Source organism: Actinomadura sp. NPDC023710, assembly GCF_040639875.1.
Classification (GTDB): domain Bacteria; phylum Actinomycetota; class Actinomycetes; order Streptosporangiales; family Streptosporangiaceae; genus Spirillospora; species Spirillospora citrea.
The window spans coordinates 1-22,517 of the sequence record NZ_JBFAGB010000058.1 but is presented as its reverse complement, the minus strand read 5'-3'; the positions used below and the strand labels follow the sequence as shown (position 1 = coordinate 22,517).

General features: G+C 70.3%; 20 protein-coding genes. 8 read left to right on the top strand and 12 right to left on the bottom strand.

Translation table 11 applies throughout. The annotated features are described in order from the left end of the window. The first annotated feature begins 92 nt into the window (after positions 1-92). The 5 genes from AB0H37_RS40885 (at position 93) to AB0H37_RS40865 (ending at position 5,512) form a co-directional block, all read left to right on the top strand. A complete protein-coding gene (locus AB0H37_RS40885) occupies positions 93-1,667 on the top strand; it encodes a Na+/H+ antiporter (RefSeq protein ID WP_360618026.1) in 1,575 nt (524 codons plus the stop codon). Between the two features lie 96 nt (positions 1,668-1,763). Continuing rightward, positions 1,764-2,213 (top strand): Hsp20/alpha crystallin family protein, encoded by a 450-nt coding sequence (locus AB0H37_RS40880; RefSeq protein ID WP_329092148.1) that lies wholly within the window; start codon positions 1,764-1,766, stop codon positions 2,211-2,213. 78 nt (positions 2,214-2,291) lie between these two features. Beyond that, positions 2,292-2,678, top strand: a complete 387-nt coding sequence (gene trxA, locus AB0H37_RS40875; protein ID WP_329092146.1) for a thioredoxin — start codon at positions 2,292-2,294, stop codon at positions 2,676-2,678. Next, on the top strand, positions 2,662-4,254 hold the full coding sequence (locus tag AB0H37_RS40870; RefSeq protein WP_329092143.1) for an FAD-dependent oxidoreductase: 1,593 nt from the start codon (positions 2,662-2,664) through the stop codon (positions 4,252-4,254). Before trxA ends, AB0H37_RS40870 begins: the two co-directional genes overlap by 17 nt. Before the next feature lie 19 nt (positions 4,255-4,273). After that, positions 4,274-5,512 (top strand): FUSC family protein, encoded by a 1,239-nt coding sequence (locus tag AB0H37_RS40865; protein ID WP_360618024.1) that lies wholly within the window; start codon positions 4,274-4,276, stop codon positions 5,510-5,512. Positions 5,513-5,963: 451 nt separating this feature from the next. Here the strand turns inward: AB0H37_RS40865 and AB0H37_RS40860 are convergent, their stop codons facing one another. Genes AB0H37_RS40860 through AB0H37_RS40830 form a run of 7 tightly spaced genes read right to left on the bottom strand, consistent with a single transcriptional unit; the run spans position 5,964 to position 14,022 of the window. Continuing rightward, positions 5,964-6,656, bottom strand: a complete 693-nt coding sequence (locus AB0H37_RS40860; RefSeq protein WP_360618022.1) for a putative N-acetylmannosamine-6-phosphate 2-epimerase — start codon at positions 6,654-6,656, stop codon at positions 5,964-5,966. Then, entirely contained in the window at positions 6,653-7,501 is an 849-nt protein-coding gene (locus AB0H37_RS40855) for an ROK family protein (protein WP_360618021.1), read from the bottom strand. The genes AB0H37_RS40860 and AB0H37_RS40855 overlap by 4 nt, the downstream gene beginning before the upstream one ends. A 2-nt stretch (positions 7,502-7,503) precedes the next feature. Further along, positions 7,504-8,472 (bottom strand): dihydrodipicolinate synthase family protein, encoded by a 969-nt coding sequence (locus AB0H37_RS40850; RefSeq protein ID WP_360618019.1) that lies wholly within the window; start codon positions 8,470-8,472, stop codon positions 7,504-7,506. Beyond that, positions 8,469-9,485 (bottom strand): ABC transporter ATP-binding protein, encoded by a 1,017-nt coding sequence (locus AB0H37_RS40845; protein WP_360618018.1) that lies wholly within the window; start codon positions 9,483-9,485, stop codon positions 8,469-8,471. The genes AB0H37_RS40850 and AB0H37_RS40845 overlap by 4 nt, the downstream gene beginning before the upstream one ends. Continuing rightward, positions 9,482-11,443, bottom strand: coding sequence for a dipeptide/oligopeptide/nickel ABC transporter permease/ATP-binding protein (locus AB0H37_RS40840; RefSeq protein ID WP_360618016.1), 1,962 nt, complete (start codon positions 11,441-11,443; stop codon positions 9,482-9,484). The genes AB0H37_RS40845 and AB0H37_RS40840 overlap by 4 nt, the downstream gene beginning before the upstream one ends. Next, positions 11,440-12,399, bottom strand: a complete 960-nt coding sequence (locus AB0H37_RS40835) for an ABC transporter permease (protein WP_360618014.1) — start codon at positions 12,397-12,399, stop codon at positions 11,440-11,442. The genes AB0H37_RS40840 and AB0H37_RS40835 overlap by 4 nt, the downstream gene beginning before the upstream one ends. Positions 12,400-12,426: 27 nt before the next feature. Further along, positions 12,427-14,022 carry an ABC transporter substrate-binding protein gene (locus AB0H37_RS40830; protein WP_360618013.1) on the bottom strand — a complete coding sequence of 532 codons (1,596 nt, stop codon included), beginning with the start codon at positions 14,020-14,022 and terminating at the stop codon, positions 12,427-12,429. Between the two features lie 158 nt (positions 14,023-14,180). Between AB0H37_RS40830 and AB0H37_RS40825 the strand changes: the two genes are divergently transcribed. After that, the gene (locus tag AB0H37_RS40825) at positions 14,181-14,909 is read left to right on the top strand and encodes an FCD domain-containing protein (RefSeq protein ID WP_329092125.1); all 729 of its coding nucleotides are present in this window, start codon (positions 14,181-14,183) and stop codon (positions 14,907-14,909) included. A gap of 77 nt (positions 14,910-14,986) precedes the next feature. Next, on the top strand, positions 14,987-16,678 hold the full coding sequence (locus AB0H37_RS40820) for a sialidase family protein (RefSeq protein WP_360618012.1): 1,692 nt from the start codon (positions 14,987-14,989) through the stop codon (positions 16,676-16,678). 92 nt (positions 16,679-16,770) lie between these two features. Here AB0H37_RS40820 and AB0H37_RS40815 read toward each other — a convergent pair whose 3' ends face one another. Further along, positions 16,771-17,391, bottom strand: coding sequence for a hypothetical protein (locus tag AB0H37_RS40815; RefSeq protein ID WP_360618011.1), 621 nt, complete (start codon positions 17,389-17,391; stop codon positions 16,771-16,773). A 392-nt stretch (positions 17,392-17,783) separates the two neighbouring features. Here AB0H37_RS40815 and AB0H37_RS40810 point away from each other — a divergent pair, with 392 nt between their 5' ends. Then, positions 17,784-18,191 (top strand): DUF4440 domain-containing protein, encoded by a 408-nt coding sequence (locus AB0H37_RS40810; protein WP_360618009.1) that lies wholly within the window; start codon positions 17,784-17,786, stop codon positions 18,189-18,191. A 140-nt stretch (positions 18,192-18,331) separates the two neighbouring features. Here the strand turns inward: AB0H37_RS40810 and AB0H37_RS40805 are convergent, their stop codons facing one another. The 4 genes from AB0H37_RS40805 to AB0H37_RS40790 are packed head-to-tail and all read right to left on the bottom strand — an operon-like array spanning position 18,332 to position 22,099. Beyond that, on the bottom strand, positions 18,332-19,858 hold the full coding sequence (locus AB0H37_RS40805; protein ID WP_360618007.1) for an amidohydrolase: 1,527 nt from the start codon (positions 19,856-19,858) through the stop codon (positions 18,332-18,334). A gap of 25 nt (positions 19,859-19,883) precedes the next feature. Continuing rightward, positions 19,884-20,615, bottom strand: a complete 732-nt coding sequence (locus AB0H37_RS40800; protein ID WP_329092116.1) for an amino acid ABC transporter ATP-binding protein — start codon at positions 20,613-20,615, stop codon at positions 19,884-19,886. Beyond that, the gene (locus AB0H37_RS40795) at positions 20,615-21,268 is read right to left on the bottom strand and encodes an amino acid ABC transporter permease (protein ID WP_179848023.1); all 654 of its coding nucleotides are present in this window, start codon (positions 21,266-21,268) and stop codon (positions 20,615-20,617) included. Before AB0H37_RS40795 ends, AB0H37_RS40800 begins: the two co-directional genes overlap by 1 nt. Before the next feature lie 12 nt (positions 21,269-21,280). After that, positions 21,281-22,099, bottom strand: coding sequence for a transporter substrate-binding domain-containing protein (locus AB0H37_RS40790; RefSeq protein ID WP_329092111.1), 819 nt, complete (start codon positions 22,097-22,099; stop codon positions 21,281-21,283). Positions 22,100-22,517: the final 418 nt, after the last annotated feature.

Below are 22,517 nucleotides of genomic sequence, written 5' to 3'. Positions count from 1 at the left end.
GACGGCAGTGATCGTCGGCAGATCAGTCCCTCTTGTACATTTCCCTACCCGCATCTTCGGCTGGCCGGGCCCTGTGGGGGAAGGCCGCGATCATGGGCCCGGAATCCGTGTTCATCGTCGTCCTGGCCACCGCGGTCGTGGTACTGCTCTCCCGGGCCCTCTCCGCGCGTATAGGGATGCCCGACGCGATCCTGCTCGTCGTGCTCGGCGCGGCGATCGCGTTCTTGCCCGGCATGCCCGAGATCGAGCTGCCGCCGGAAGTGGTGCTGCTCGGCTTCCTCCCCCCGTTGGTCTACTACGCGGCGTTCTTCAGCGCCCCGCGCGAGGCGAAGGCGGAGGCCGTGCCGATCACGGCACTGGCGATCGGCTTGACGACGGTGACCACCTTCACGGTCGCCGCGGTCCTGCGGTGGGTCCTGCCCGACCTGGGCTGGGCGGCGGCCATAGCCCTCGGTGCGGCCGTGGCCCCCACCGACCCCGTCGCCGCAATCTCGATCATGAAGCGGCTGAACGCGCCGGTTCGGATCGTGACCATCATCGAAGGTGAGAACCTCATCAATGACGCCGTCGCGCTCACCGCCTTCGTGCTGGCCGTCGAGTCGCTGACGACGCCCTTCACCGTCGGCCACGGCATCGCGCGCCTGGCCGGGGTGGTCGCCGGCGGCGTGGCGTACGGCCTGGCAGTGGGGTTCATAGCGTCCCGCCTGCGCCGCCGGATCCGCGATCCCGGCAGCCAGATCATCGTGTCCCTGCTGACGCCGTACCTCGCGTTCGTCCCGGCCGACAGGCTCGGCTTCTCCGGGGTACTCGCCACCGTCTGCGCGGGCTTCTACCTTGGCACGCGCGGAGAGGGCGTGCTCCAACCGGCGTCCCGGCTGCCCGGCCATCTGTTCTGGCGGGTGCTGGTCTTCCTCCTCGAGTCGGCACTGTTCGTTTTGCTCGGCCTCGAGATACGCGTCATCGTGCGCGAGTTGACCGGTGCGGCGTGGCCGTCGGCGATTCTCGGCGCGGTCGCGGTCACGGCTGTCATCGTGGCTCTGCGGCTGGCCTGGACGCAGCTCGTCTTCCCGCTCTCCCGGTATCTGCCCGGCCGGCACATCACCTTCGATCATCTGCCCTGGCGCGACCGGCTCGCCATCGGCTGGAGCGGCATGCGAGGCGCGATCTCGCTGGCGATCGTGCTGTCCCTGCCGGTGTCCGCACCGGGCCTGCCGCCGGAACGACGCGGTGAGAGGCTCTTCGTGACCGGCGCCGTCGTGTTCATCACCCTGATCGGGTGTGCGACCACGCTGCCCGGCCTGCTGAGACGACTGGGCCTGGCCGAGTCCGACCGCGTCCGGATCGAGTACCAGGAGGCGAAGAAGGCAGTGGTGGAAGCCGCCCTGGCCCGGCTCGACGAGCTCATCGAGAACGGCGAGGTCGATGGTCGCACCGGCAGGACCTTCCGCCAGCTGTACGAGGATCTCCTGGACCGGATTCGCGCCGAGTTCGGCGAGGACCTCGACGAGGAGGTCACCGACTCCCTCGGCCTCCGCCGCGAGTTGGTACGGACGCAGCGAGAGAAGCTGCGCCGGCTCTACTCCAAAGGCAAGATCAGCGCCGAGGGCCTGCGGGCCGTGGACCGATGGCTCGATCTAGAGGACCCCGACATCCGGGAAGTCGGCTGACCGCGGGCCCTGCCCAGACCTGTCAACTCTGAGGATGTGCCTTACCGGCCGGACAGGCAACTCTCGATTGAGAGAACCTCACGAGAGGATCGAACCATGGCACTGCCCAGCATCCGCCGCTCCGGTGACACGATGCTCACACCGAGGCCGCGGGCGTTCGACGCCCTCTACGAGCAGATGGAGCAGTTGGTCAACGCGGCTTTCGCCGGTGCCCCGACGGAGATGCCCTGGGTGCCCGCGGCCGACGTTGGCGAGACCGACGACGCCTACGTGATCGAGGCCGAACTTCCCGGCCTGAAGAAGAACGAGGTCGACGTGTCGCTGCACGACCGGGAGCTGACCATCACCGGGGAGGTCAAGGAGCGGGAGAGCCGTGGACTGCGGCACCGCAAGCAGCGGCGCACAGGCCGGTTCGAGTACCGCGTATACCTGCCCGGTGACATCGACGCCGAACGCGTCGACGCGAACCTCGCCGACGGCGTGCTGACCGTGACGGTCCCCAAGGCCACGACCGAGAAGGACCGCCACGTCGAGGTCAAGGGCTGACCCCTAAAGGACTCTTCGCCCACCACGCTGGAGGAGCCGGTGATCGTCCGTTGTGAGCACTGCGGGAAGAAGAACCGCGTGCCGGCGGCCGCTGACGGCGGTCCTGTCTGCGGGAACTGCCGCAGGCCGCTCCCGTGGATCGCGGAGGCCGGAGACGAAGACTTCGCCGAGGTCGCCGAGCGCTCCTCGGTGCCGGTCATCATCGATCTCTGGGCCACCTGGTGCGCGCCATGCCGCACGGTCAGCCCGGTACTGGAGCGCCTCGCCCACGAACTGGCCGGGCGGCTGAAACTCGTGAAGATCGACATTGACCGGGCGCCAAAGATACAGGAGCGCTTCGCCGTACGTGCCGTTCCCACGCTGCTGCTGATGCGTGACGGGAAGGTGATCGACCAGAGAGCGGGCGCCATGCCCGCTGGTCCGCTCCGGACGTGGGTGGAGGAAACCCTTGGAAGAGACACCTGATCTGAACGGCGCCTACCCCCGGCTCGACCGCGAGCAGATCGGGCTGGTCGCGGCATACGGCGAACAACGCCCGACTCGCCGCGGCGATGTCCTCTTCTCGGAAGGGGACCGGGACTACGGCTTCTTCCTGATCCTGGCCGGGACGGTGGCGATGTTGGACAAGGGCGAAGTCATCAGGGTGCACGGTCCGGGACGCTTCCTCGGCGAACTGGGCCTGCTGACAGGTCAGCCCACGTTCCTCACAGCCCGCGTCGCCGAGCCGGGTGAGGTGATCGCGGTGCCGCCCCGGCGGCTGCGCGAGCTGGCCGGCCAGGAACCCTGGTTCGGCGATCTCGTCCTGCGCGCCTTCCTCATCCGCCGTTCGATGCTCATCGCGCAGGGCGCCGGGCTGCGGATCATCGGCTCGCGGTTCTCTGCCCGCTGCCGGCGACTGCGCGACTTCGCCGTGCGCAACCGACTGCCGCACCGATGGATCGACGTCGAGGACGACGAGGACGCCGAAACGCTGCTCAGGGGGCTCAGCATCCCAGTGTCGGAGACACCCGTCGTGATCCTGGACGGTGAGCGGGTGCTGCGCAACCCGGGGGACGACGAACTCCCCCGGCTTCTTGGGCTGCCGCCACCGGCACCGGACTCCTCGGCACACGACCTTCTCGTCATCGGCGCGGGCCCGGCCGGGCTGGCCGCGGCCGTGTACGGCTCCTCAGAGGGCTTGGACACGATGGTCGTCGATGCCATCGCCACCGGAGGGCAGGCCGGGACGTCATCCAAGATCGAGAATTACCTCGGTTTCCCCGCCGGCATCTCGGGCGCGGAGTTGGCCGAACGTGCGGTCATCCAGGCCGGGAAATTCGGGGCGAAGATCCAGGTGCCCGGTGACGCCACGGGACTACGGGCACGCAACGACCGGTACACCGTCGACCTCGGCGGAGGCGGCGAACTTTCCGGCCGCACGGTCGTCATCGCGACCGGCGCCCGCTATCGCCGGTTGGACGTACCGCACCTGGAAGACTTCGACGGCGCCGGGGTGTACTACGCGGCGACCCAGGTTGAGGCGCTGCAATGTCGGCACGTGCCGGTGGCCATCGTCGGCGGCGGCAACTCGGCGGGTCAGGCAGCCGTATTCCTGGCTCGGCACGCCGCACACGTCCTGCTCTTCGTCCGGGGTGCGGAGCTCGGCGAGAACATGTCGCGCTACCTCGTCGATCGGATCGAACACTCCCCCGAAATAGAGGTGTTCCTGCACACGGAGATCCGTGAAGTGCACGGACACGATTTTCTGGAGGAGGCTGTCGCGGAGAACAACCGGACCGGTGAAACCCGCCGATTCGAGGTGCGCGCGTTGTTCGTCTTCATCGGAGCCGTCCCCTGTGTCGACTGGTTGGCGGACACGGTCGAACTCGATGACAAGGGATACGTGCGCACCGGCGGTCCTGAAGCCCTGCCGTTGGAGACCAACCTGCCCGGCGTGTTGGCCGTCGGTGACGTGCGGAGCGGTTCGATCAAGCGGGTCGCTTCGGCGGTGGGGGAAGGGGCGATGGCCGTCCGCCTTGCATTCGTGCGCCTGAACCGATAAACGGCTGTGGGGGCATGAGATGAGCAGTGACCAGCGAATACGTGCGGTGGCGCACGGCGCCGTCACGCCGGCGCGAGTGGGCCTGAGGCGGCTGCAAACGCAGCCCACGGCCTTCGTGATCGCTCGCCTCGCCGTGACCGCGGTCCTTGCGTTCGAGTTCGCGTCGTGGTTGCCCGACCCTAACCCAAGGCCCGTACTCGCCCCTCTGACGGCAATCCTCGTCGTCCAGATCACACTGTTCCAGACCATTCGCCATGTCTGGCAGCGTGTCGTCAGCGTCGTGGTCGGTGTGATAGTCGCGGCACTTCTGTCGAGTCTGGTGGGATTCAGTTGGTGGAGCCTGGGCCTGGCCATCACCGCCGCGCTGATCTGCGGATTCGTGATGCGGCTCGGCAACTACATCCTCGAGGTGCCGATCAGCGCCATGCTCATCCTGTCCATCGAGACCGATGCTGCGGCCACGGGGCGGATCGTGGAAACCCTCGTCGGCGCGCTCACCGGCCTGGTCGCCGGAATCCTGACCTCCCCCGTCAGGATCCAAGCGGCAGAGGAGGCTCTAGAGGGCCTTAGCGGCACCATGGCCCGCCACCTCCACGACATCGCCGACGCGGTGGAAAAGCTCCCCGAGCCGCGCGCGTTCGGCGAATTGCTCTCCCAGGCCCGCTCCCTCAGCCGGGATGTCCAACGCGTCGACGGCGAACTCGCACAGGCCGAGGAGAGCATCCGACTCAATCCTCAGGGGGTCGGAATGTTTCGAGCAATGGTGGCGCTACGGGAGACCCTGGCCGCTTTGGAGCACTGCGGGATCACCATCCGCGGCCTTGCCCGCTGCCTCGCCGACCACGCCAACGAGCCTGAGCAGGAGCGCGAGGACCCTCTGTCCAAGAGCGACGCTCGCAGCCGGCTTGCCACGGCCCTAGGACATCTGGCTTCGGCGATGAGCACCTACGGGCGAATGCGCCGCCAGCAGTTCGCCACAGGAACGACCGACCTCGGGGACCCGCTCGCCCATCACCTGGGCGCCGCGCACGAAGAGCGCGTGAAACTGGGTGAGTTGTTGTGGGCCGACAGCCCCGATTGGCCGCTCCATGGTGAGCTCCTCGTTCATCTCGACCGCTTGAGAACCGAACTGGAGGCCGGGCGGCGGATGCAAACGCAAGGGCGCCCGACTCGCCGACTCCGCATCCCCAAGCCTTCGCCGCCCGCCACGCTCAGCCCGATCCGCCGGCGAGCAGACCTGCGCCGAGCACGCACCTGACCCGTACTCGCCGTCGACAAGTCGCGAGCGCCTTCAACTTGGAACGTCGTTCAGGCAACTGAGGATCCCAAATGAATAGCCCGCCGGGTCAACCTCGATCTTTCGTGAAGTCGCCGGGTCCGCGGAGCGACCCCACCGACCTCACGAAAGATCGAAGCTAGAGCGTGGGCGAGGAGGACTTGTCGACCGAGTGGCACGGAAGACCAGTCGATCAAGGTCCCGCAGGAGCGGCGCCCGCGGGATCGGGGCGCGCAGAGATCCACTGTGGGGTTCGACGTGCTGCGCGACGAGGGCGGACGCATACGCCGCCGCCCTGCGCGTCGCCAGGGCTCCGATGGTCCACCGCCGGTGGCAGCCGCTGAACCACGGCCTTCGGGCTCGGCGGCGTTTCGGCAGCGCGGGCCGGGGCCTTCCGCCAGTCCGCCGGCCTGCGGGCCGTTCTCACAGCCGGTCAGGACGGCGCGAGCACGGCGGCGAACCTGGACGTGATCCACCGAGGGTCGGTGATGGCGGTGCCGACGACGACGCAGGTCGCGCCCGCGCCGAGCGCCGCCGCCGCCGACTCCGGCGTGTGGTACCGGCCCTCGGCGACGATCAGCGCGTCCGGCAGTGCGTCCCGAAGCCCGCTGATGAGTCCGAGGTCTGGGCCGTCGGGGGGTGGGCGGGGACGGGTGTAGCCGGAGAGCGTGGTGGCGACGGCGTCGGCCCCGGCCTCGGCGGCGGCGACGCCCTCGTCGAGGGTGGACACGTCCGCCAGGAACAGCGCCCCCGCCTCGTGCACGGCCTGGATGGACGCGGCGAGGGCGCGGCCGTCGGGGCGCGGGCGGAACGTGGCGTCGGCGGCCACGACGTGCGCGCCTGCGGCGGTGACCGCGCGGGCCGCCTCGACCGTGGGGGTGATGAAGACGCCGGCGGTCCCGTTCTTGGTCAGGCCGATGACCGGGACGTCCACCGCGGCGGCGACGGCGGCCACGTCGGGCACGCCGCCGACCCCACCGCAGCGGATCGCGGCGGCGCCGCCCGCGGCGGCGGCCCGCGCCATCCGGGTCAGGGCGGCGGTGTCGCGCAGCGGATGGCCCTCCCCGGCCTGGCAGGACACGATCAGCCGGCCGGCGACGGCGGCGGCGAAGGTCTCGGGGGTCATCGGCGGCTCCCTCGGGGTGCGGTGGCAGTCATCGCGAGCAGCGCCGCGCCCACCAGCGGGGCGTCGGTGCCGAGGCGGGCGGGGACGATCGGCGTCGCGCGCAGCGGCGGCAGCGCCTCCGCGCGGAACGCGGCGACGATGGCGTCCAGGAACGGGGCGCCGATCTGCGCGACGCCGCCGCCGATCACGACGGCGTCGGGGTCCAGGACGGCGAGCAGCCCGGCGAGCGCGCGGCCAAGCAGTGTGCCCGCGCGGGGCGCGTCGCCGGTGGCGGCGATGACCGGGCCGGACGCCACGGCCTCCAGATGGTCGCGCCTGCCGCAGCCGCACGGCACCGGCCCCCGTTCCGGGACGAGCAGGTGCGCGATCTCCCCGGCGGTGCCGTGCGCGCCCTGTTCGAGGGCCCCGGCGACGGTCAGCGCGCCCCCGACACCCGTCCCCACCGAGACGTGCAGGACCCGGTGGTGGCCCGCGGCGGCCCCCGCCTTCGCTTCGCCGCAGGCCATGGCGCGGACGTCGTTGACAACCGTGACGGGCAGGCCCGTGCGCTCGGCAAGGATCTCCCGGACGCGCGTGCCCGCCCATCCGGGCAGGATGTCGGTGGCCGCGACGACCGTGCCGGTCGCCGGGTCCACCACGCCCGGCGCGCCGACGCCGAGGGCTCGGACGGGAACACCGGCGAAGCCGTCCAGGAGCTCGGCAGCCGCCGCGAGCACGGCGTCCCCGCCCCCGCCGGGCGTGGGAACGCGGGCACGCTGCAGGACCGTTCCACCCTCGTCCACCAGCGCCGCCGCGATCTTGGTGCCGCCGATGTCGAGGGCTGCGCACGCCCCCGCGCCGGGCACGGTCACAGCAGCCCGGCCGCGGCGAGCCCGCGCCGGACCCGCTCGGTCTCCGCCGCGTCGAGCGGGATCTGCGGCGGGGCCGTGACCGGGCAGTCGATGATCCCGCGCAGGTGCAGGGCCGCCTTGAACGAGCCGAGGGCGGACGAGCCGCGTCCCATCCGGGCCGGCGCGCCCGCGTCGACGATGCCGAACAGGCGCAGCAGCCGCTCCTGCTCGGCGCGGGCCTCGGCCCACCGTCCGGCGCGGCAGTGCCGGTAGAGCCGGACGTACCCCTCAGGATCGACGTTGCCGAGGCCCGGCACGACCCCGTGCACACCCATGGCGAGTGCCGAGTCCACCGTCAGCTCGGAGCCGGTCAGGACGCTGAACCCGCTCGTGCCCTCGTCCCGCAGCGCGAGCAGCAGGGCGCGCAGGCCTCCCTCGTCGCCGCTGGAGTCCTTCACCCCGGCGACGACCCCCTCGGCCGCGAGGCGCAGCAGCATCGCGGCGTCCAGTTTCGAATGCACCGAGACCGGCAGGTCGTAGGCGAACACGGGCACCGGCGCCGCCGCGGCCACCTGGCGCAGGTGGGCCTCGACCTCGGCAGGGTGCGTGCGGGTGTAGAACGGCGCGGTCACGACGATGCCGTCGCAGCCGGCGCCCGCGGCGACCCGGGCGTGCTCGATCACCCGCAGCGTGGTCATGTCGATCGCGCCGCCGAGCACCGGGACCTGTCCCGCGACGTGCTTGACGACGGTCTCCAGGACGGTGCGCCGGTGCGCGTCGGGCAGGAACGCCACCTCGCTCGTCGAGCCGAGCACGAACAGCCCGTCCACGCCGGCGCCGACGAGGTGGTCGACGAGCCGTTCGAGGGACGGGGCGTCCACCTCCATCTCGGGGGTCAGCGGCGTGCAGACGGGCGGGACGACGCCGCCCAGCACGGGAGCGGCCGGCCCGTCCGCGGAGCGGGAGCCGGTGGGAGCGACGGTCACGGAATCTCCTGGGAAACGGTGGACAATGCGAGATGGGACGGGTCGGTCACGGGATGCAGGCACCGGTACCGATGAGCGGGCTCGGCCGCCGCCGTGAACCCCGGCATGGCCGCGCCGCACTCCTCGGTGGCGCGCCAGCAGCGGGTGCGGAACGGGCATCCGCTCGGCGGATGCACGGCCGAGGGCACGGGGCCGTCCAGGCGGATCGGCTCCATCGGGTCGAGCAGGCTGGGCGTCGCCGACATCAGCGCCCGCGTGTACGGGTGGCACGTCTGGCCGCGGGCGACCACGGCGGCCGGCGCCTCCTCGACGATCCGGCCGAGATACATGGTGACCACGCGGTCGGACATGCGGCGGACGGTCTGGATGTCGTGCGAGACGAACACCATCGCCAGCCCGAGCCGGTCCTTCAGATCGAGCAGCAGGTTGAGGATCTGCGCCCGCACCGACACGTCGAGGGCGGAGGTGGGCTCGTCGGCGACCAGCAGCGCCGGTTCCAGCGCCAGGGCGCGGGCGATCGCGACGCGCTGCCGCTGCCCGCCCGACAGCTGCCCGGGCAGCGCCGGGGCGAGGTGCGGCGGCAGCCCGACCAGGGACATCAGCTCGCGGACGCGTTCGTCCCGCTCCGCCGGGGCGCCTCGTCGGTGCACGTCCAGCGGGTCGCGCAGGATCGTCCGGACGGGCAGCCGCCGGTTGAGGGCGGTGGCGGGGTCCTGGAACACCATCCCGACCGAGGCGCCGATCAGCGCGGCGCGTTCGCGGCGGCGCAGCGCGCCGAGGTCGTCGCCCTGGAACCGGACCGTGCCCGAGGCCGGACGGACCAGCCCGACCAGCACCTTGGCGAGCGTGGACTTGCCGCAGCCGGACTCGCCGACGATGCCCACGGTCTCGCCGCGCCCGACGGTGAGGTCGGCGCCGGTCAGCGCGTGCACGACGTCGCGGCGGAACGGGTTGCCGCCGCGCAGCGGCAGCCGCACGTGGACGTCGCGCAGTTCCACGACAGGGGTGGTCATCGTGCGTCTCCCGCCTTGGTCGGGACCTGGTCGGACGGTTCGGCGGGCTCGCCGGCCGGGTGGTGGCAGGCGAACGCGTGCCGTCCGGGTTCGCCGGACGGCTCCGGGCGGGTCGCCGCGCACAGCTCGGTCGCCGCGGGACAGCGGCCGGTGAACCGGCAGCCCGCCGGGAACCGTGACGGCGCCGGGACGACGCCGGGGATCTGCTGCGGGCGGTCCCGGGCGGATTCCAGCGACAGGACGGCGCCGAGCAGCCCGCGGGCGTAGTGGTGCCGGGGCGAGGCGACGACCTTCGCGGTGACACCGGTCTCGGCGACCTGCCCGCCGTACATCACGACCACCCGGTCGGCGACGTCGGCGACCAGCGCGAGGTCGTGCGAGACGAGGATCAGCGCGAACCCGAGCTCGGCGCGCAGCCGCAGCAGCAGCCGCATGACCGCCGCCTGCACGGTGACGTCCAGCGCGGTGGTCGGCTCGTCCGCGACGACGAGCCGCGGGTCGCGCGACAGGGCCATCGCGATCAGCACCCGCTGCCGTTGCCCGCCGGACAGCTCGTGCGGGTAGCTGCGCAGCGTCCGCTCCGGGTCCAGGCCGACGAGGTCGAGCAGCTCGGCGGGGGACCGGGTGCCGCCGCGCCGGGTCAGCTGGCGCAGCTGGGCGCGGACCGTCATCGCCGGGTTCAGCGACGACAGCGCGTCCTGGTAGATCATCGCCATGTCGTGGCCGAGCAGCCCGCGCCGCTCGCGCGCGGGCATGGCGCGAAGGTCCCGGCCGTCGAACAGCAGCCTGCCGCCGATCCGCGCGCCGCGCGGCTCCAGCCCCATGATCGCCAGGCTGGTGAGGCTCTTGCCGCAGCCGCTCTCGCCGACGAGCCCGACCACCTCGCCGGGACGGACCTCCAGTGAGACCCGGTCGACCACGCCGATGTCGCCGTAGCGGTCGGGGAACCCGATGGTGAGGTCATCGACGCGCAGCAGCGGCTCGCCGTCCGGGACGGGACGGGCGCGCCCTGCGAGGCGCCGGCCGGCCTCCACCAGCCCCGCGTCCGCGGCCTCGCTCCGGACGGGCGCCCGCACGGCCGCCGGGCGATCACCCGCCGCGTCCGCCTCGGTGTCGGACGCCCGGCCCGCCGGCGCGGCCCAGGCGTCGGACACCCCTTCGGAAAGAGTGTTCAGCACGAGCACCGTGACCAGGATGAACAGGCCGGGGAAGAACGTCGCCCACCAGCCGCCCGCGAGCACCAGGGACTTGCCGTAGGCGATGACGCTGCCCCACGAGGGGTTCGGGTCCTGCACGCCCGCGCCGATGAACGACAGGCTCGCCTCGAACACGATGGCGTTGGCCACGACGATCGTGCAGAACACCAGGATCGGCGCCGCGCAGTTGACCGCGACATGGCGGCGCAGGATGTGGACGCGTCCCGCGCCGATGACGCGTTCCGCCGCGACGTAGTCCTCGCCGTACTGGGAGAGCACGTTGGCGCGCACCACACGCGCGATCTGCGGGACGTACAGGAACGCGATCGTGCAGGTCAGCACGGGAAGGCTCGTGCCGAAAACGGTGACGAGCACGGCCGCGAGCGCGACCGCGGGGAACGCCATGACCACGTCCAGGCAGCGCATCACGATCTCGTCGACGACGCGGTGCGCGGTGGCGGCCAGGGCACCGAGCAGCCCCCCGGCCGCGAGCGCCAGCGCCGTGGCGCCGAGCCCGATAGCGAGGGACCAGCGCGCCCCGTACAGGACTCGGGCGAAGACGTCCCGGCCGACCCGGTCGGTGCCGAACCAGTGCGCGCCCGACGGGCCCTGGCCGGCGATCCCGGTGGTCAGCGGGCCGTGCCGCGCGACCAGCGGCGCGGCGAGCGCGGCCAGCACGATCAGCAGCAGCAGCACGAGCGCGGCGCGGGAGGCCGGCCGCAGCCGGCCGAGCGCGCCTCCGGCTGCCTTCAGCGCGGTCATCGCGTCGCTCCCTTCAGCCGGGGGTTGGCGAACAGGTAGAGCACGTCCACGAGCAGGTTGACGATGAGGAACGTCAGCGCGATGGACAGCACGACGCCCTGCACGAGGGCGGGGTCGCCCGCCGTGACGCCCTGCATGATGAGGGTGCCGAGGCCGGGCAGCCCGAAGATCGCCTCCACCACGACCGCGCCGCTCAGCAGGTAGCCGATCTGCAGTCCGAGGACGGTCAGCGGAGTGATCAGGGCATTGCGCAGCACGTTGCGCCCCACCACGACCACGCGCGGAAGGCCGCCGCCGACGGCGGTCCGGACGTAGTCGCGGTCGAGTTCCTCGACCATCGCGGTGCGCACGACGCGGGCGAGCAGCGACCCGACCGGGAACCCGACGGCGAGCGCGGGCAGCGCCAGGCTGCGCAGCCATCCACCAAGTGAGTCGGCCGGGTTGACGTACCCGCCGGTCGGGAACCAGCCGAGCCGCAGCGCGAACCACTGGATCAGCAGGATGCCGAGCCAGAACGAGGGCATCGCGACGCCCGTCATCGACACCACCCGGATGGCCTGGTCGGGCCAGCGGTCCCGGAACAGCGCCGCTGTCACGCCGAGGGCCAGCGCGAACACCACCCCGGCCAGCACCGCCAGCAGGGTGAGTTGGAGCGTCAGCGGGAACGCCGTGCCGATCGCGTCGGTGACCGACCGGCTCGGCGGCGCCGTCACTCCGAGGTCGCCGCGCAGCAGGTCGCCCAGGAACCGCGCGTAGCGGACGGGCAGCGGGTCGGTGAGCCCGTGCGCGGCCGCGTAGGCGTGCCGCGCCTCGGGCGTCGCCCCCTCGCCGAGGGCGTTGTAGGCGGGGTCGTTGGGGGAGAAGCGCAGCACGACGAAGACGAACAGCGTGATGCCCAGCACCATCGGCACGAGGGTCAGCAGTCGTCCGGCCGTCATGCGCAGGATCGTTGCCATGGGTGGCGTCCGTTCTGCCGGGCGGTGTCAGCCGCGGCCGACGTCCAGGAACGACAGGCCGGTCGTCGACATCGGCCGGAACCCGGGCAACGCCTCGCGCTTCCAGCCGGTGCCCAGCTTGCGGTGGAAGATCGGGTACAGCGCGGCCTGCTCGGCGACGACGTCGATCGCCTGCCGCCACAGCTCCTTCCGCGCGGCCGCGTCCTCCGCCCTGGCCGCCTCGTCCAGCAGGGAGACGACCTTCTTGGCCTCGGCGGTGCCGGAGTTGAAGCTGCGGTGCTCGGGCCAGGTGCCGACGTAGAACCAGCGCATGAGCAGGTCGGTGTCGTTGCCGAACACCGACGGGTCGCCGGGGGCGGCCATGACCTGGTACTGGCCGTTGTCGACGCGGTTGGCGTACTGCCCGCCGGACTGGCCCACATTGAGCGTGGTGGAGACGCCGACCGCGTCCCAGCTCTGCTTGATCAGCGGCGCGCAGTCCTTGACGAAGTCGGTGTCAGTGGTGACGAGTTCGACCCGCAGGCCGTCGACCCCGGCCTCGGTCAGCAGCTTCTTCGCCCTGCCGGGGTCGTAGCCGTACACCGTGGACGCCTTGACGTACTCGGGGTGCCCGGCGGGCAGGAAGCTCGTCGCGCCGACGGCATTGCCCAGCAGCGCCGTCCTGATCAGCTTTTCGGTGTCCAGCGCGTAGTGCAGCGCCTGCCGAACGCGCACGTCGTCGAACGGCTCGACCTTGCAGTTGAACATCAGGAACAGCAGGCCGAAGCTCTGCACCGACTGGACGGCCGCCGACTTCGACAGGGCGCTCGCGTTCAGGTACGGCACCGCCTCGATCGCCTGGACGCGTCCTGACTGGAGCGCGGTGACGCGGGCGGAGGGGTCGGCGAGCAGGAGCCATCTCATCTTCGCGACCTTCGCGGGCCGCGGGCCGTTGTAGGTGCCGGCCTTGGCGAACGACAGTCCGTCGCCGGCGTTGGCGGCGGTCAGCCTGAACGGCCCGGAGCCGGCCGGCAGCGCGTCGAACTTCTTCTGGTCCGCCTGGACGATCTTCTTCGGGACGATCCTGACGACGGACAGTCGCTCGGCGAAGAGCGCGAAAGGATACTTGAGCTTGAAGTCGACCGTTCTCGCGTCGACCTTCTTCACCGCAGCGAGGAAGGGCAGGAACTGGACGAACAGCGAGGCGTTCTTCGGGTCGAGGACGCGCTCGAAGCTGAAGACGACGTCGTCGGCGGTGACCGCGGAGCCGTCGTGGAACTTCGCGCCGTCGCGGAGCGCCACCCGGTAGGTGGTGTCGTCCACCTTGGCGGGGGCGGCCTTCGCGAGCGCGTTGAAGGGCCGCCGGGTAACCGGGTCGAGGTCGACCAGCGGCTCCAGCACATGCAGGTTGGCCGCGACCGCGACGGCGCTGGAGGCCGTCATCGGGTCGAAGCCGCCGGACAGGGCGTAGGCGAGGGCGGCCTGGATGGTGTCCTTGGCGCCGCCGGATCCGCCGGAGCCGGTCGAGGAGGGCCCGCCGCACGCGGTCAGGCCCGCGCTGATCGTCGCCGCCGCGCCGAGCAGTCCGGTGTAGCGGAGGAAGTCGCGGCGGCTCGTGTCGCCGCCGGGGCGCAGGTCGGTCACGTCGTCTCCCGGGTGAGGGTGGGGTTGCAGGGTAGTCGGCGCAGGTCGTGGGGGAGGTAGGACATCCAACGTCGTTCGTCGGTGTACGGTAGGCCCCGGTACCGGCGAGGTCAAGTGCCGAGTCGCGGACGAATCGACGGGATGGGGAGCGTGGGCCGATGACCGCAGCGCGGACGCGGGGACGTGCGACGCGCGGCCGGAGCAGCCGGACCGAGGAGGTTCAGCAGCGGATCAAGCAGCTGATCCTGGAGCGCGGACTGGCGGTCGGCGATCCGATGCCCACCGAGTTCGACCTGGTCGAGGAGCTCGACGTCAGCCGCAACTCGCTGCGCGAGGCGCTGAAGGCGCTCCAGGCCGTCGGCATCGTGGAGATCAGGCACGGCTTCGGCATGTACGTCGGGAGCATGTCGCTCGACGCGCTCGTCGACGAGCTGACCTTCCACGCCCGCATCTCCAAGCGGCAGGGGCGCGACGATCTGGCGCACCTGGTCGACGTCCGCGAGGTGCTCGAACGCGGCCTGGTGGAGCAGGTGATCGACCGCGGCCTGGCCGCCGGCAACGCCGAGCTGGACGAGGTCATGCGCCGAATGGACGCCGAGGCGGCCGCCGGGCAGGTCACGCCGGAGACCGACCGCATGTTCCACGAGCTGCTCTACCGCCCGCTCGCCAACCCCATCGTGAACCAGTTGCTCGGCGCGTTTTGGGACGTCTACCGGACGCTCCAGCATGACCTCGCGCCCGTGCGGCAGGAGGCGTCCGACGTCGCCCAGCGGCACCGCGACATCTACGAGGCACTGCGCGCCGGCGACCGCCGGGCCGCCGCCACCGCGATGGCCGCGCACTTCCGCGGCATCCGGGAACGCCTGGCGCAGGCGCGCGGAGACTGATCGGTGGGGGTTGACGGCCCCTCGCACCACGTCTACCTTCGTCGGACATCCTACATCCTACGTCCGAGGTACAAGCCATGCACGCGTCCCCACGCGCCGCCACGGTCGCCGCCATCACCCTCCTGGCCCTGATGCCCGCCGCCCCCTCGCACGCCGCCGGCCAAGCCGCCGCCGGCCAAGCCGCCCTCGTCACGCAGGACTGCACGTCCAGTCGCATCCAGGAAACGGTCGTCAACCGGACGTCCAGCCCCACCACCTTCACCCTGACCTGGCCGGGCACCGGCACCTGGACGGCCCGGGTCGCCGCCGGCGACAGCGCCAACTTCCACTTCACCAGGCCGTCCGGAACCGCCTACACCTTCCACACGACGACGCCTGAGGGCCTCGACCAGACGAACAGCGGCACACTCGACTGCACCAACGCGCTCAGCGCGCGCACCGCCATGGACTGCGGCGCACCCCACCGCCTTCGGCTCATCCTGGCCAACAGATCCCCGGCCGACCGCGCGTTCACCGTCACCTGGCCCGGACGCTCCAGTTGGACCGTCACCGTCCCTGCGGGCGCGGGCAACAACGACCTCTTCTGGACGGTCCCCGACAGGACCCCCTACACCTTCCGGATCTCCTCGGGCACCTGGAGCGACACCCTGTCAGGCACCTCCGGGTGCGGTCTCGGCTCCGGTACGCCCGGCATGAACGCCCAGACCGTCCTGACCACGTCCACCGTGATCGACGGCTTGGACAAGGCGGCCAAGTCCGTTCGCATCCCTGCCCTCGCCGTGAGCAACCACGGCACCGTGGTCGCCGTCATGGACGCCCGCGTGGACGGGAGCTACGACCTCGGCGGCGGCACCAACAACATCCAGCTCGCCATGACCCGCAGCACCGACGGCGGCGCGACGTTCTTCCACCCGAAGATCATCGCCAAGGCGCCCACGGCCTCCGAGGGGTACGGCGACCCGAGCCTGCTCGTCGACCGGACCACCGGCCAGATCTTCTGCTTCTTCACCTACGCCCCCAAACCCGGCGTCGGCTACTCCGGCTCCACTCCCGGCGACACATCGGCGACCGCGACCACCAACACCCACATCCGCTACGTCACCTCGACCGACGACGGCGCCACCTGGAGCACCCCCGTCGACCTGAACCCCCAGGTCCGCAAGGTGGACTGGGCAGGCATGTTCGCCTCCTCTGGCCACGGGATCCAACTGGCCTCCGGTCGCCTGGTCCAGCCGATCGTCTACCGCGACGCCTCCGGCGACCATGCGGCCGACATCTACTCCGACGACCACGGAACGTCCTGGCACAACGGCACGACCGCGGGCTCAGGCGTCAACGAGAGCAAGGCCGTCCAGCGCTCCACCGGCCGCGTGGCGCAGAACATGCGCTCCAACGCCGGCGGCGACCGCTGGTACTCCACCGCCCCCGACGTCACCGCCCCCTTCGGCGCCGCCTGGAACAGCGGTCTGATCGACCCGGGCTGCAACGGCGACGAGATCTCCTACCTGAGCCCCACCGCCGGCGCCCCGTCCCTGACGGACATCGCCCTGCACAGCAACAACGCGGCCACGTCCCGCACCGGCCTCACCATCCGCGTGAGCCGCGACGACGGCGCGAGTTGGCCTCACGAAGCCCTCATCAAACCCGGCACCGCCGGCTACTCGACCATGGCCGTCCTACCCGACGGCACCACAGCCACCCTCTACGAGATAGCCGACACCGGCGGCATCGTCTTCACCCGCCAATCCCTCCGCTGGCTGGAGTCCTGAACCCAAACGGAGGTCGAGGCCGGTGGCCTCGACCTCCGAGGACGTCGTCCATCGACAAACGCGATTGCTTCCCACCGACGAGGGCCGCGGTGTCAACCTGAGTATTCGGGCACCTGCATTACTGGGGCGGTGACTACGGAGCAACGGGCTTGCCGCTGGGCGGTGGGCATGGCAGGGCGCATTCCGACGACCGGCACCGGGGATCCGTCGGAATAGGTGTTGTCGTGGACACCGAAGGCGTCCGGGTCGCCGGCGGACTGGGAGATGCCGGGTCGGCCCGGCTGCCCGGCGGCGGGATCGACGAAGCGGTTGTCGAAGACGACGATCGACTGTTCCACGCCCGTGCCCGCGAAGTCGCGCCAGTACTGGATGCCGCTGTGGTCGGCTCCGGCGGAGAAGTTGCGGATGTCGTAGACGTTGCCGCAGACCACGACGTCCTGGAACATCTCGGGAACGTTCGTCGCGGCGTAGGTGTAGAGCAGCACGGCCGTGCCGTTGCGTACCTTCAGCCCGCCGGCGGCGGTCTGGGGCCAGCCCCGCACCCAGTTGCCCTTGACCGTCAGGCCCCCGAAACCCCATGCGCAGAGCGCGTGATCGCTCTTGGCCCGGCTCCGCGGGTCGCGGATCACGATGTTGCCGCTCGCGGTGAGGTTCTGGTCGACTTTGAGGCGATGGATTGCTCCCCCGGTACTTACGTGAAGATCGGCGTCCACGCTGAAATAATTCGCCTCACGCCACGAAGGCGCGAATGAAGCATGCTGATGCCTAGTACTCCAGGCACCTTTCCTCGCCCTCACCTACCATCACAAGCGCCGGCGGCGCCACGCCAGGTTGGGAAGCGGCTCCGCACGCCGCACGTGTGGCGACCGCCACCAGCGTCCAACTCCGCGTGACCGCCACCTATCTGAACACGGCCGAACCTGCCGAGAGCGGACGTGGTGCACGACTCCATGCTCGCCCCCGCGGCCGCCGATCGCGCCCTTGTCGCAGAGTTGCTTCGCTGTGGACTGTGTCGAGCCCGCGCCACTATTCTTTAGGGGCTCGCGATTCGGCATGTAGACGAGCTGCATTCTCGCAACGGTTGTTACGCAGTAGGAGAGGTTCCATGGAGGTCGAAGCCAAGGCTGAGATCGACCGGCTGATGCGCATGCTCTTTGGTGCGTTCACCAACGTCGACGGCATCCTGCCGAACCTCGACGTTGTCCGCGAAGTGTTCATTTCACAGGGGATGATTATCAAGAACGTCGGAGGCGAGACTGTCATCTACGACCTGGATGCGTTTATCGTGCCCAGGAATGAAATGCTCACCGATGGGACGCTGACTGAGTTCTCGGAATGGGAAGTTGCGGAGCGCACAGAAATATTCGGTGCGATCGCCCATCGCTTCAGCGAGTACGGCAAGTCAGGTTACCTAAACGGTGAGTGGTTTGAGGGTTTTGGTCGTAAGACGACTCAATTCATCCGCACGCCCGAGGGCTGGAAGATAAGCTCGCTGGCTTGGGGCGAAGTATAGGATGGCCCACTAACCGATCCTGAGCGCCAGGCGCCCCGGGGTCCGGGGGCCATCGTGTTAGGCGACGTCTTCAACGCCGGCCGCCTGCAGTTCCGCCGGCGACGTCACCGCTCATCTTGGACCGCTGTGGCGGTGGGGGTTCACAGCATGTAGATGGTGCGCCCTTCAAGGATGGTCCTTAGGCAGGTGGGATCTTCGGTTTCGGCGGCCATGGCGGGAAGACGGGTGTCGGGATCCAATGCCGTGCAGTTCCAGATCGCGAGTGAGCCCGGTTTCCCTGGCGCCAGGGATCCGCCATCGCGGCCGGCCGCCCGCCACCCGCCGATGGTGTGGGCACGAACTGCTTCGGCTACTGTGATCCTTTGCTCGGGGTTGTGATGGTTGACGGCCGCGCGTATGGCCTGCCAGGGGCCCATCGGCATGATGGGTGAGTCCGAGCTGAGTGCGAGCGGTACTCCCGCGTCAAGGAGTGCCCGGAACGGATTCATCGACCTTGCCCTGGCTCCGCCGAGCCGGTTTGCGTACATGCCGCCGGTCCCACCCCAGAGGGCGTCGGCGATCGGTTGGACGCTGGCCGTGATCCCCAGTCTGGCCATGACCGCGATCATGTCGGCGTCGAGCATTTCGACGTGCTCCAGCCGGTGGCGGGCAGCCCTGATGCGTTCAGCCCCGATGAGGGTCGCCGCGACTTCGAAGCCGCGCAGGACGGTCCGCAGCGCACCGTCGCCGATGGCGTGGAACCCGGCTTGGAGGCCCTGGCCGGTGCAGTCCAGGACATGCTCGGTTACCTCTGCGACGGTTCGGTAACCGTGGCCGGTGTTTGCGGGTTCGTCGGTGTAGGGGCTGGTCAGGCAGGCGGTGTGCGATCCGATCGAGCCGTCGGCCAGGAGGTCGCCGGCCAGGCCGGCCAGGCCGTGCCGGCGGGCGAGTGCGGTGGCGCCGATCTCGCCCCAGTAACCGATCACCTCCGGTAGGGGCTCGCTGCGGGCCAGTTCAAGGAGCGCCGAAAGGTCGTCCTCGCTGGACAGCCCCGGTGCGGCGTTCTCGTGCAGGCAGCCGATGCCGCGCCGGGCCGCCTCCCGCAGCGTTCGGCGCTGGACGCGGCGGCGCTGCTGTGCGGTGAGGCTGTCAAAGGCGTACCGGCGGATGATGTGGTGCGCGTCCAGCCTCACCGGCTCTTCCGGTTCGAAGCCGGTGTGCGTGCGGGCCTGCGGGACGGCTGCCAGCAGTGCCGTGGACACGACCGCGGAGTGGGCGTCGGTCCTGGACAGGTAACAGGCCGCTCCGCGGGCGGCGGCGTCGAGTTCAGCGGTGGTGGGGGGCCGGCGCTCTGGCCAGCGGGTCTCGTCCCAGCCATGACCGATCAGGATCTCGCCCGGGCGTGCGGCGGCATGCTCGGCGAGCCGCCGCAGCGCTTCCCCTAAGGACGGGCAGCCGGTGAGGTCCAGTCCGTCCAGCGCCACCCCGGTCGCGGTGACATGGACATGGGTGTCGACGAAGGCGGGGGTGACCAGCGCGCCGGCCAGGTCCACGACCTGGTCGGCCCCGTGACCATCGGCCTCGGGGTCCTGGTCGCGGCCGACCCAGACGATGGTGTCGCCCTGTAGCAACAGCGCCGTTGCAGCATCGTCCACCGGTGAGTGGACGATGCCGCCCCAGTACAGCACACGTGACATTCGCGTCCCCCTTTGTTCAGCGTTCGAGTACTGCGCGCAGAAAGGCCCGTGCCCGCGGCGTGGCCGGTTCGTCCAGGACGGCCTGCGGCCTGCCCTGCTCGATGATCCCGCCGTCGGCGACCAGGACCACGCGGTCGGCGACCTTGCGGGCGAACTGCATCTCGTGGGTGACGACGAGCATGGTCATGCCCTCGGCTGCCAGCGTCCGCATGACCTCCAGGACCTCACCGACGAGTTCGGGGTCGAGCGCGGAGGTCGGCTCGTCGAACAGCATGAGCCGGGGGCGCATCGCGAGCGCGCGGGCGATCGCGACCCGCTGCCGCTGCCCTCCCGACAAGCTGGACGGGAAGGCGTCGCACTTGTCGGAGAGGCCGACCTTGTCCAGCAGTTGACGAGCCTCCTCCCGGACTTTGTCGCGCTGCCCTCCCGCCACCTTGACCGGCGCGCACATGACGTTGCCGAGCACCGTCATGTGGGGGAAGAGGTTGAAGTTCTGGAAGACCATCCCGACATTGCGGCGGATGCGGTTGAGCGGGCCCGGCTGGTAGGAGAGCCGTTCGCCGCCGATGTCGATGGTCCCCGCATCGAGCCGTTCCAGACCGTTCACACAGCGCAACAAGGTGCTCTTACCCGCCCCGGACGGCCCGATGAGCACGACCACTTCGCTCTGGCGCACATCCAGGTCGACGTCCTGGAACACCGCGAGCGGCCCGAAGGCCTTGGTCGCCCCGCGGATCTGGACCAGCATCAGACGCCGTACCTTCCCAAGCGCCGTTCCAACATTCGGACGCCTCCCGACAACAGCAGGACGATGGCGAGGTAGTAGATCCCGACTATCACGAAGAACTCCAGCGGCCGGAACTTCTCCGCGGCCACGATCTGCGCGGTCCGGAACAGTTCGGCGACGGTGATGAACGCCGCGACGGAGGTGTCCTTCACCGCGATGATGAACTGGTTGCCCAGCGAGGGCAGGACGGTGCGCAGTGCCTGCGGCGCGACCACCAGGCGCATCGTCTTCCAGGAGCCCATGCCCAGTGAGCGGCCCGCCTCGACCTGCCCGGTGGGCACCGCCTGGATCCCGGACCGGTAGATCTCTGCCACGTAGGCCGCGTTGTGGGCCGTCAGCCCTATCACACCGGCCCAGAACGCCTCGATGGTCAGGACCGAGGCCAGGCCGAAGTAGATGATGAACAGCTGGGTGACCAGAGGCGTCCCCCGGATGAGGGCGATGTAGCCGGTCGCCGCTGCTCGCACTGTCCTCAGCCGACTCAGCCGGCAGTAGGCCAGGGCGGCGCCGAGTACGGCGGCGAGCACGATCGACCACAGCGCCAGCTGCAGCGTGAGCCACAGCGCCTGCAGGAAGGTAGGCGCCGTCTGGATGAAATCGGAGAGCCAATGCATGAAGGGCGGCTCTCACGGTTGGGTGGGGGAGATGCCGAACCACTGCTGGAAGATTCTGGTGTAGGTGCCGTCGGCCTTCATGTCGGTGAGCGCCTTGTTGACGGCCGTCAGCAGCCTGCGGTGCTTCTTGCGGACCGGGATGGCCGCCGAGTTGTCCAGCAGCGCGGGCCCCACCGGCTTGACCTGCATGCCGCCCTTCTTGGCGGCGTAGGCACCGACGAGCTTGTCGACGATCGCGGCGTCGGCGCGTCCGGTGGGAACGTCCTTGAGGGCGTCGACGTCACTCTCATACGTCTTCACCTTCTCGACATTGGACCTCTTCTTCATCGCGGCTTCGAAGGTGCTGCCCAGTGGGACCCCGACCACGGCTCCGCGCAGGTCGTCGATGGATCGTGCGGTGGAGCCCGACTTCACCCACAGGAACGCGCCGGACTTGTAGTAGTCGGAGGAGAAGTCCACCACCTTCGCGCGCTCCGGTGTGTTGGTCATCGAGCCGACGATCGCGTCGTAGCGGCCCGCCTGGAGACCCGCGAGGAGGCTGTTGAACGCTCCGGTGGACGGCTTGGGCGTGAGCTTGAGCCGTTTCGCCACCTCCGTTCCGATGGCGACGTCGAACCCGGTGAGCTTGCCGTTCTCGTAGAAACTGAACGGGGCGAGCTGCCCGCTCAGGGCGAACGTGAACTCCCCATCGCCGACGAGTCCGTAACCGGAGTCTCCGCCGCTGCCCGAGCCGCCATCGAGCCCGGCGCACCCGCCGAGCAGGACGGCCGCGATCACGATGGCACCGCCCCGGACGGCCGCCCTCCTGCCCGCCATCCGCCTGCCCGCCATCCGCCTGGCACCATCCTCTACGCATCGGCCGACTTTCCTGCGGCCACTGAGCGTGCTGACGATCATGGTCAAACTCCATGTTCGGTCTTGATGGGTTGGGAAGCCCTCTCGCACACCACTTCAACCAGCCAGTGACTTCGGCGGGCGCCCCCGCCGCTCTTGTCGCTCACCGTCGGCCACCCTGCCCGGCCCCGCCTTATGGGGACCGACGGACTCGCAGCCCTTGCCATGCCGGTCCCTGCGCCCTATGCGACCAGCGCCGGCCCCGCCCGCGACGGCCATCGCTTCGGTGGCCACGGCCTTGCCTCCTCCCATGAATCGCGTAATGCTGTATACAGCACACTGCATCCTGTGTTCTCGTCAAGAGGGTGAGGCAAGGAATGTGAAGGAGAGGGAGATGAACGCGCACCCCTACATC

Bases quoted from the DNA above. Each gene is read 5' to 3' on its own strand.
- AB0H37_RS40885 (WP_360618026.1), top strand. From the start codon at position 93: ATGGGCCCGGAATCCGTGTTCATCGTCGTCCTGGCCACCGCGGTCGTG.
- AB0H37_RS40880 (WP_329092148.1), top strand. From the start codon at position 1,764: ATGGCACTGCCCAGCATCCGCCGCTCCGGTGACACGATGCTCACACCG.
- AB0H37_RS40865 (WP_360618024.1), top strand. From the start codon at position 4,274: ATGAGCAGTGACCAGCGAATACGTGCGGTGGCGCACGGCGCCGTCACG.
- AB0H37_RS40860 (WP_360618022.1), bottom strand. From the start codon at position 6,656: ATGACCCCCGAGACCTTCGCCGCCGCCGTCGCCGGCCGGCTGATCGTG.
- AB0H37_RS40845 (WP_360618018.1), bottom strand. From the start codon at position 9,485: ATGACCACCCCTGTCGTGGAACTGCGCGACGTCCACGTGCGGCTGCCG.
- AB0H37_RS40840 (WP_360618016.1), bottom strand. From the start codon at position 11,443: ATGACCGCGCTGAAGGCAGCCGGAGGCGCGCTCGGCCGGCTGCGGCCG.
- AB0H37_RS40835 (WP_360618014.1), bottom strand. From the start codon at position 12,399: ATGGCAACGATCCTGCGCATGACGGCCGGACGACTGCTGACCCTCGTG.
- AB0H37_RS40825 (WP_329092125.1), top strand. From the start codon at position 14,181: ATGACCGCAGCGCGGACGCGGGGACGTGCGACGCGCGGCCGGAGCAGC.
- AB0H37_RS40820 (WP_360618012.1), top strand. From the start codon at position 14,987: ATGCACGCGTCCCCACGCGCCGCCACGGTCGCCGCCATCACCCTCCTG.
- AB0H37_RS40810 (WP_360618009.1), top strand. From the start codon at position 17,784: ATGGAGGTCGAAGCCAAGGCTGAGATCGACCGGCTGATGCGCATGCTC.
- AB0H37_RS40800 (WP_329092116.1), bottom strand. From the start codon at position 20,615: ATGCTGGTCCAGATCCGCGGGGCGACCAAGGCCTTCGGGCCGCTCGCG.
- AB0H37_RS40795 (WP_179848023.1), bottom strand. From the start codon at position 21,268: ATGCATTGGCTCTCCGATTTCATCCAGACGGCGCCTACCTTCCTGCAG.
- AB0H37_RS40790 (WP_329092111.1), bottom strand. From the start codon at position 22,099: ATGGCGGGCAGGCGGATGGCGGGCAGGAGGGCGGCCGTCCGGGGCGGT.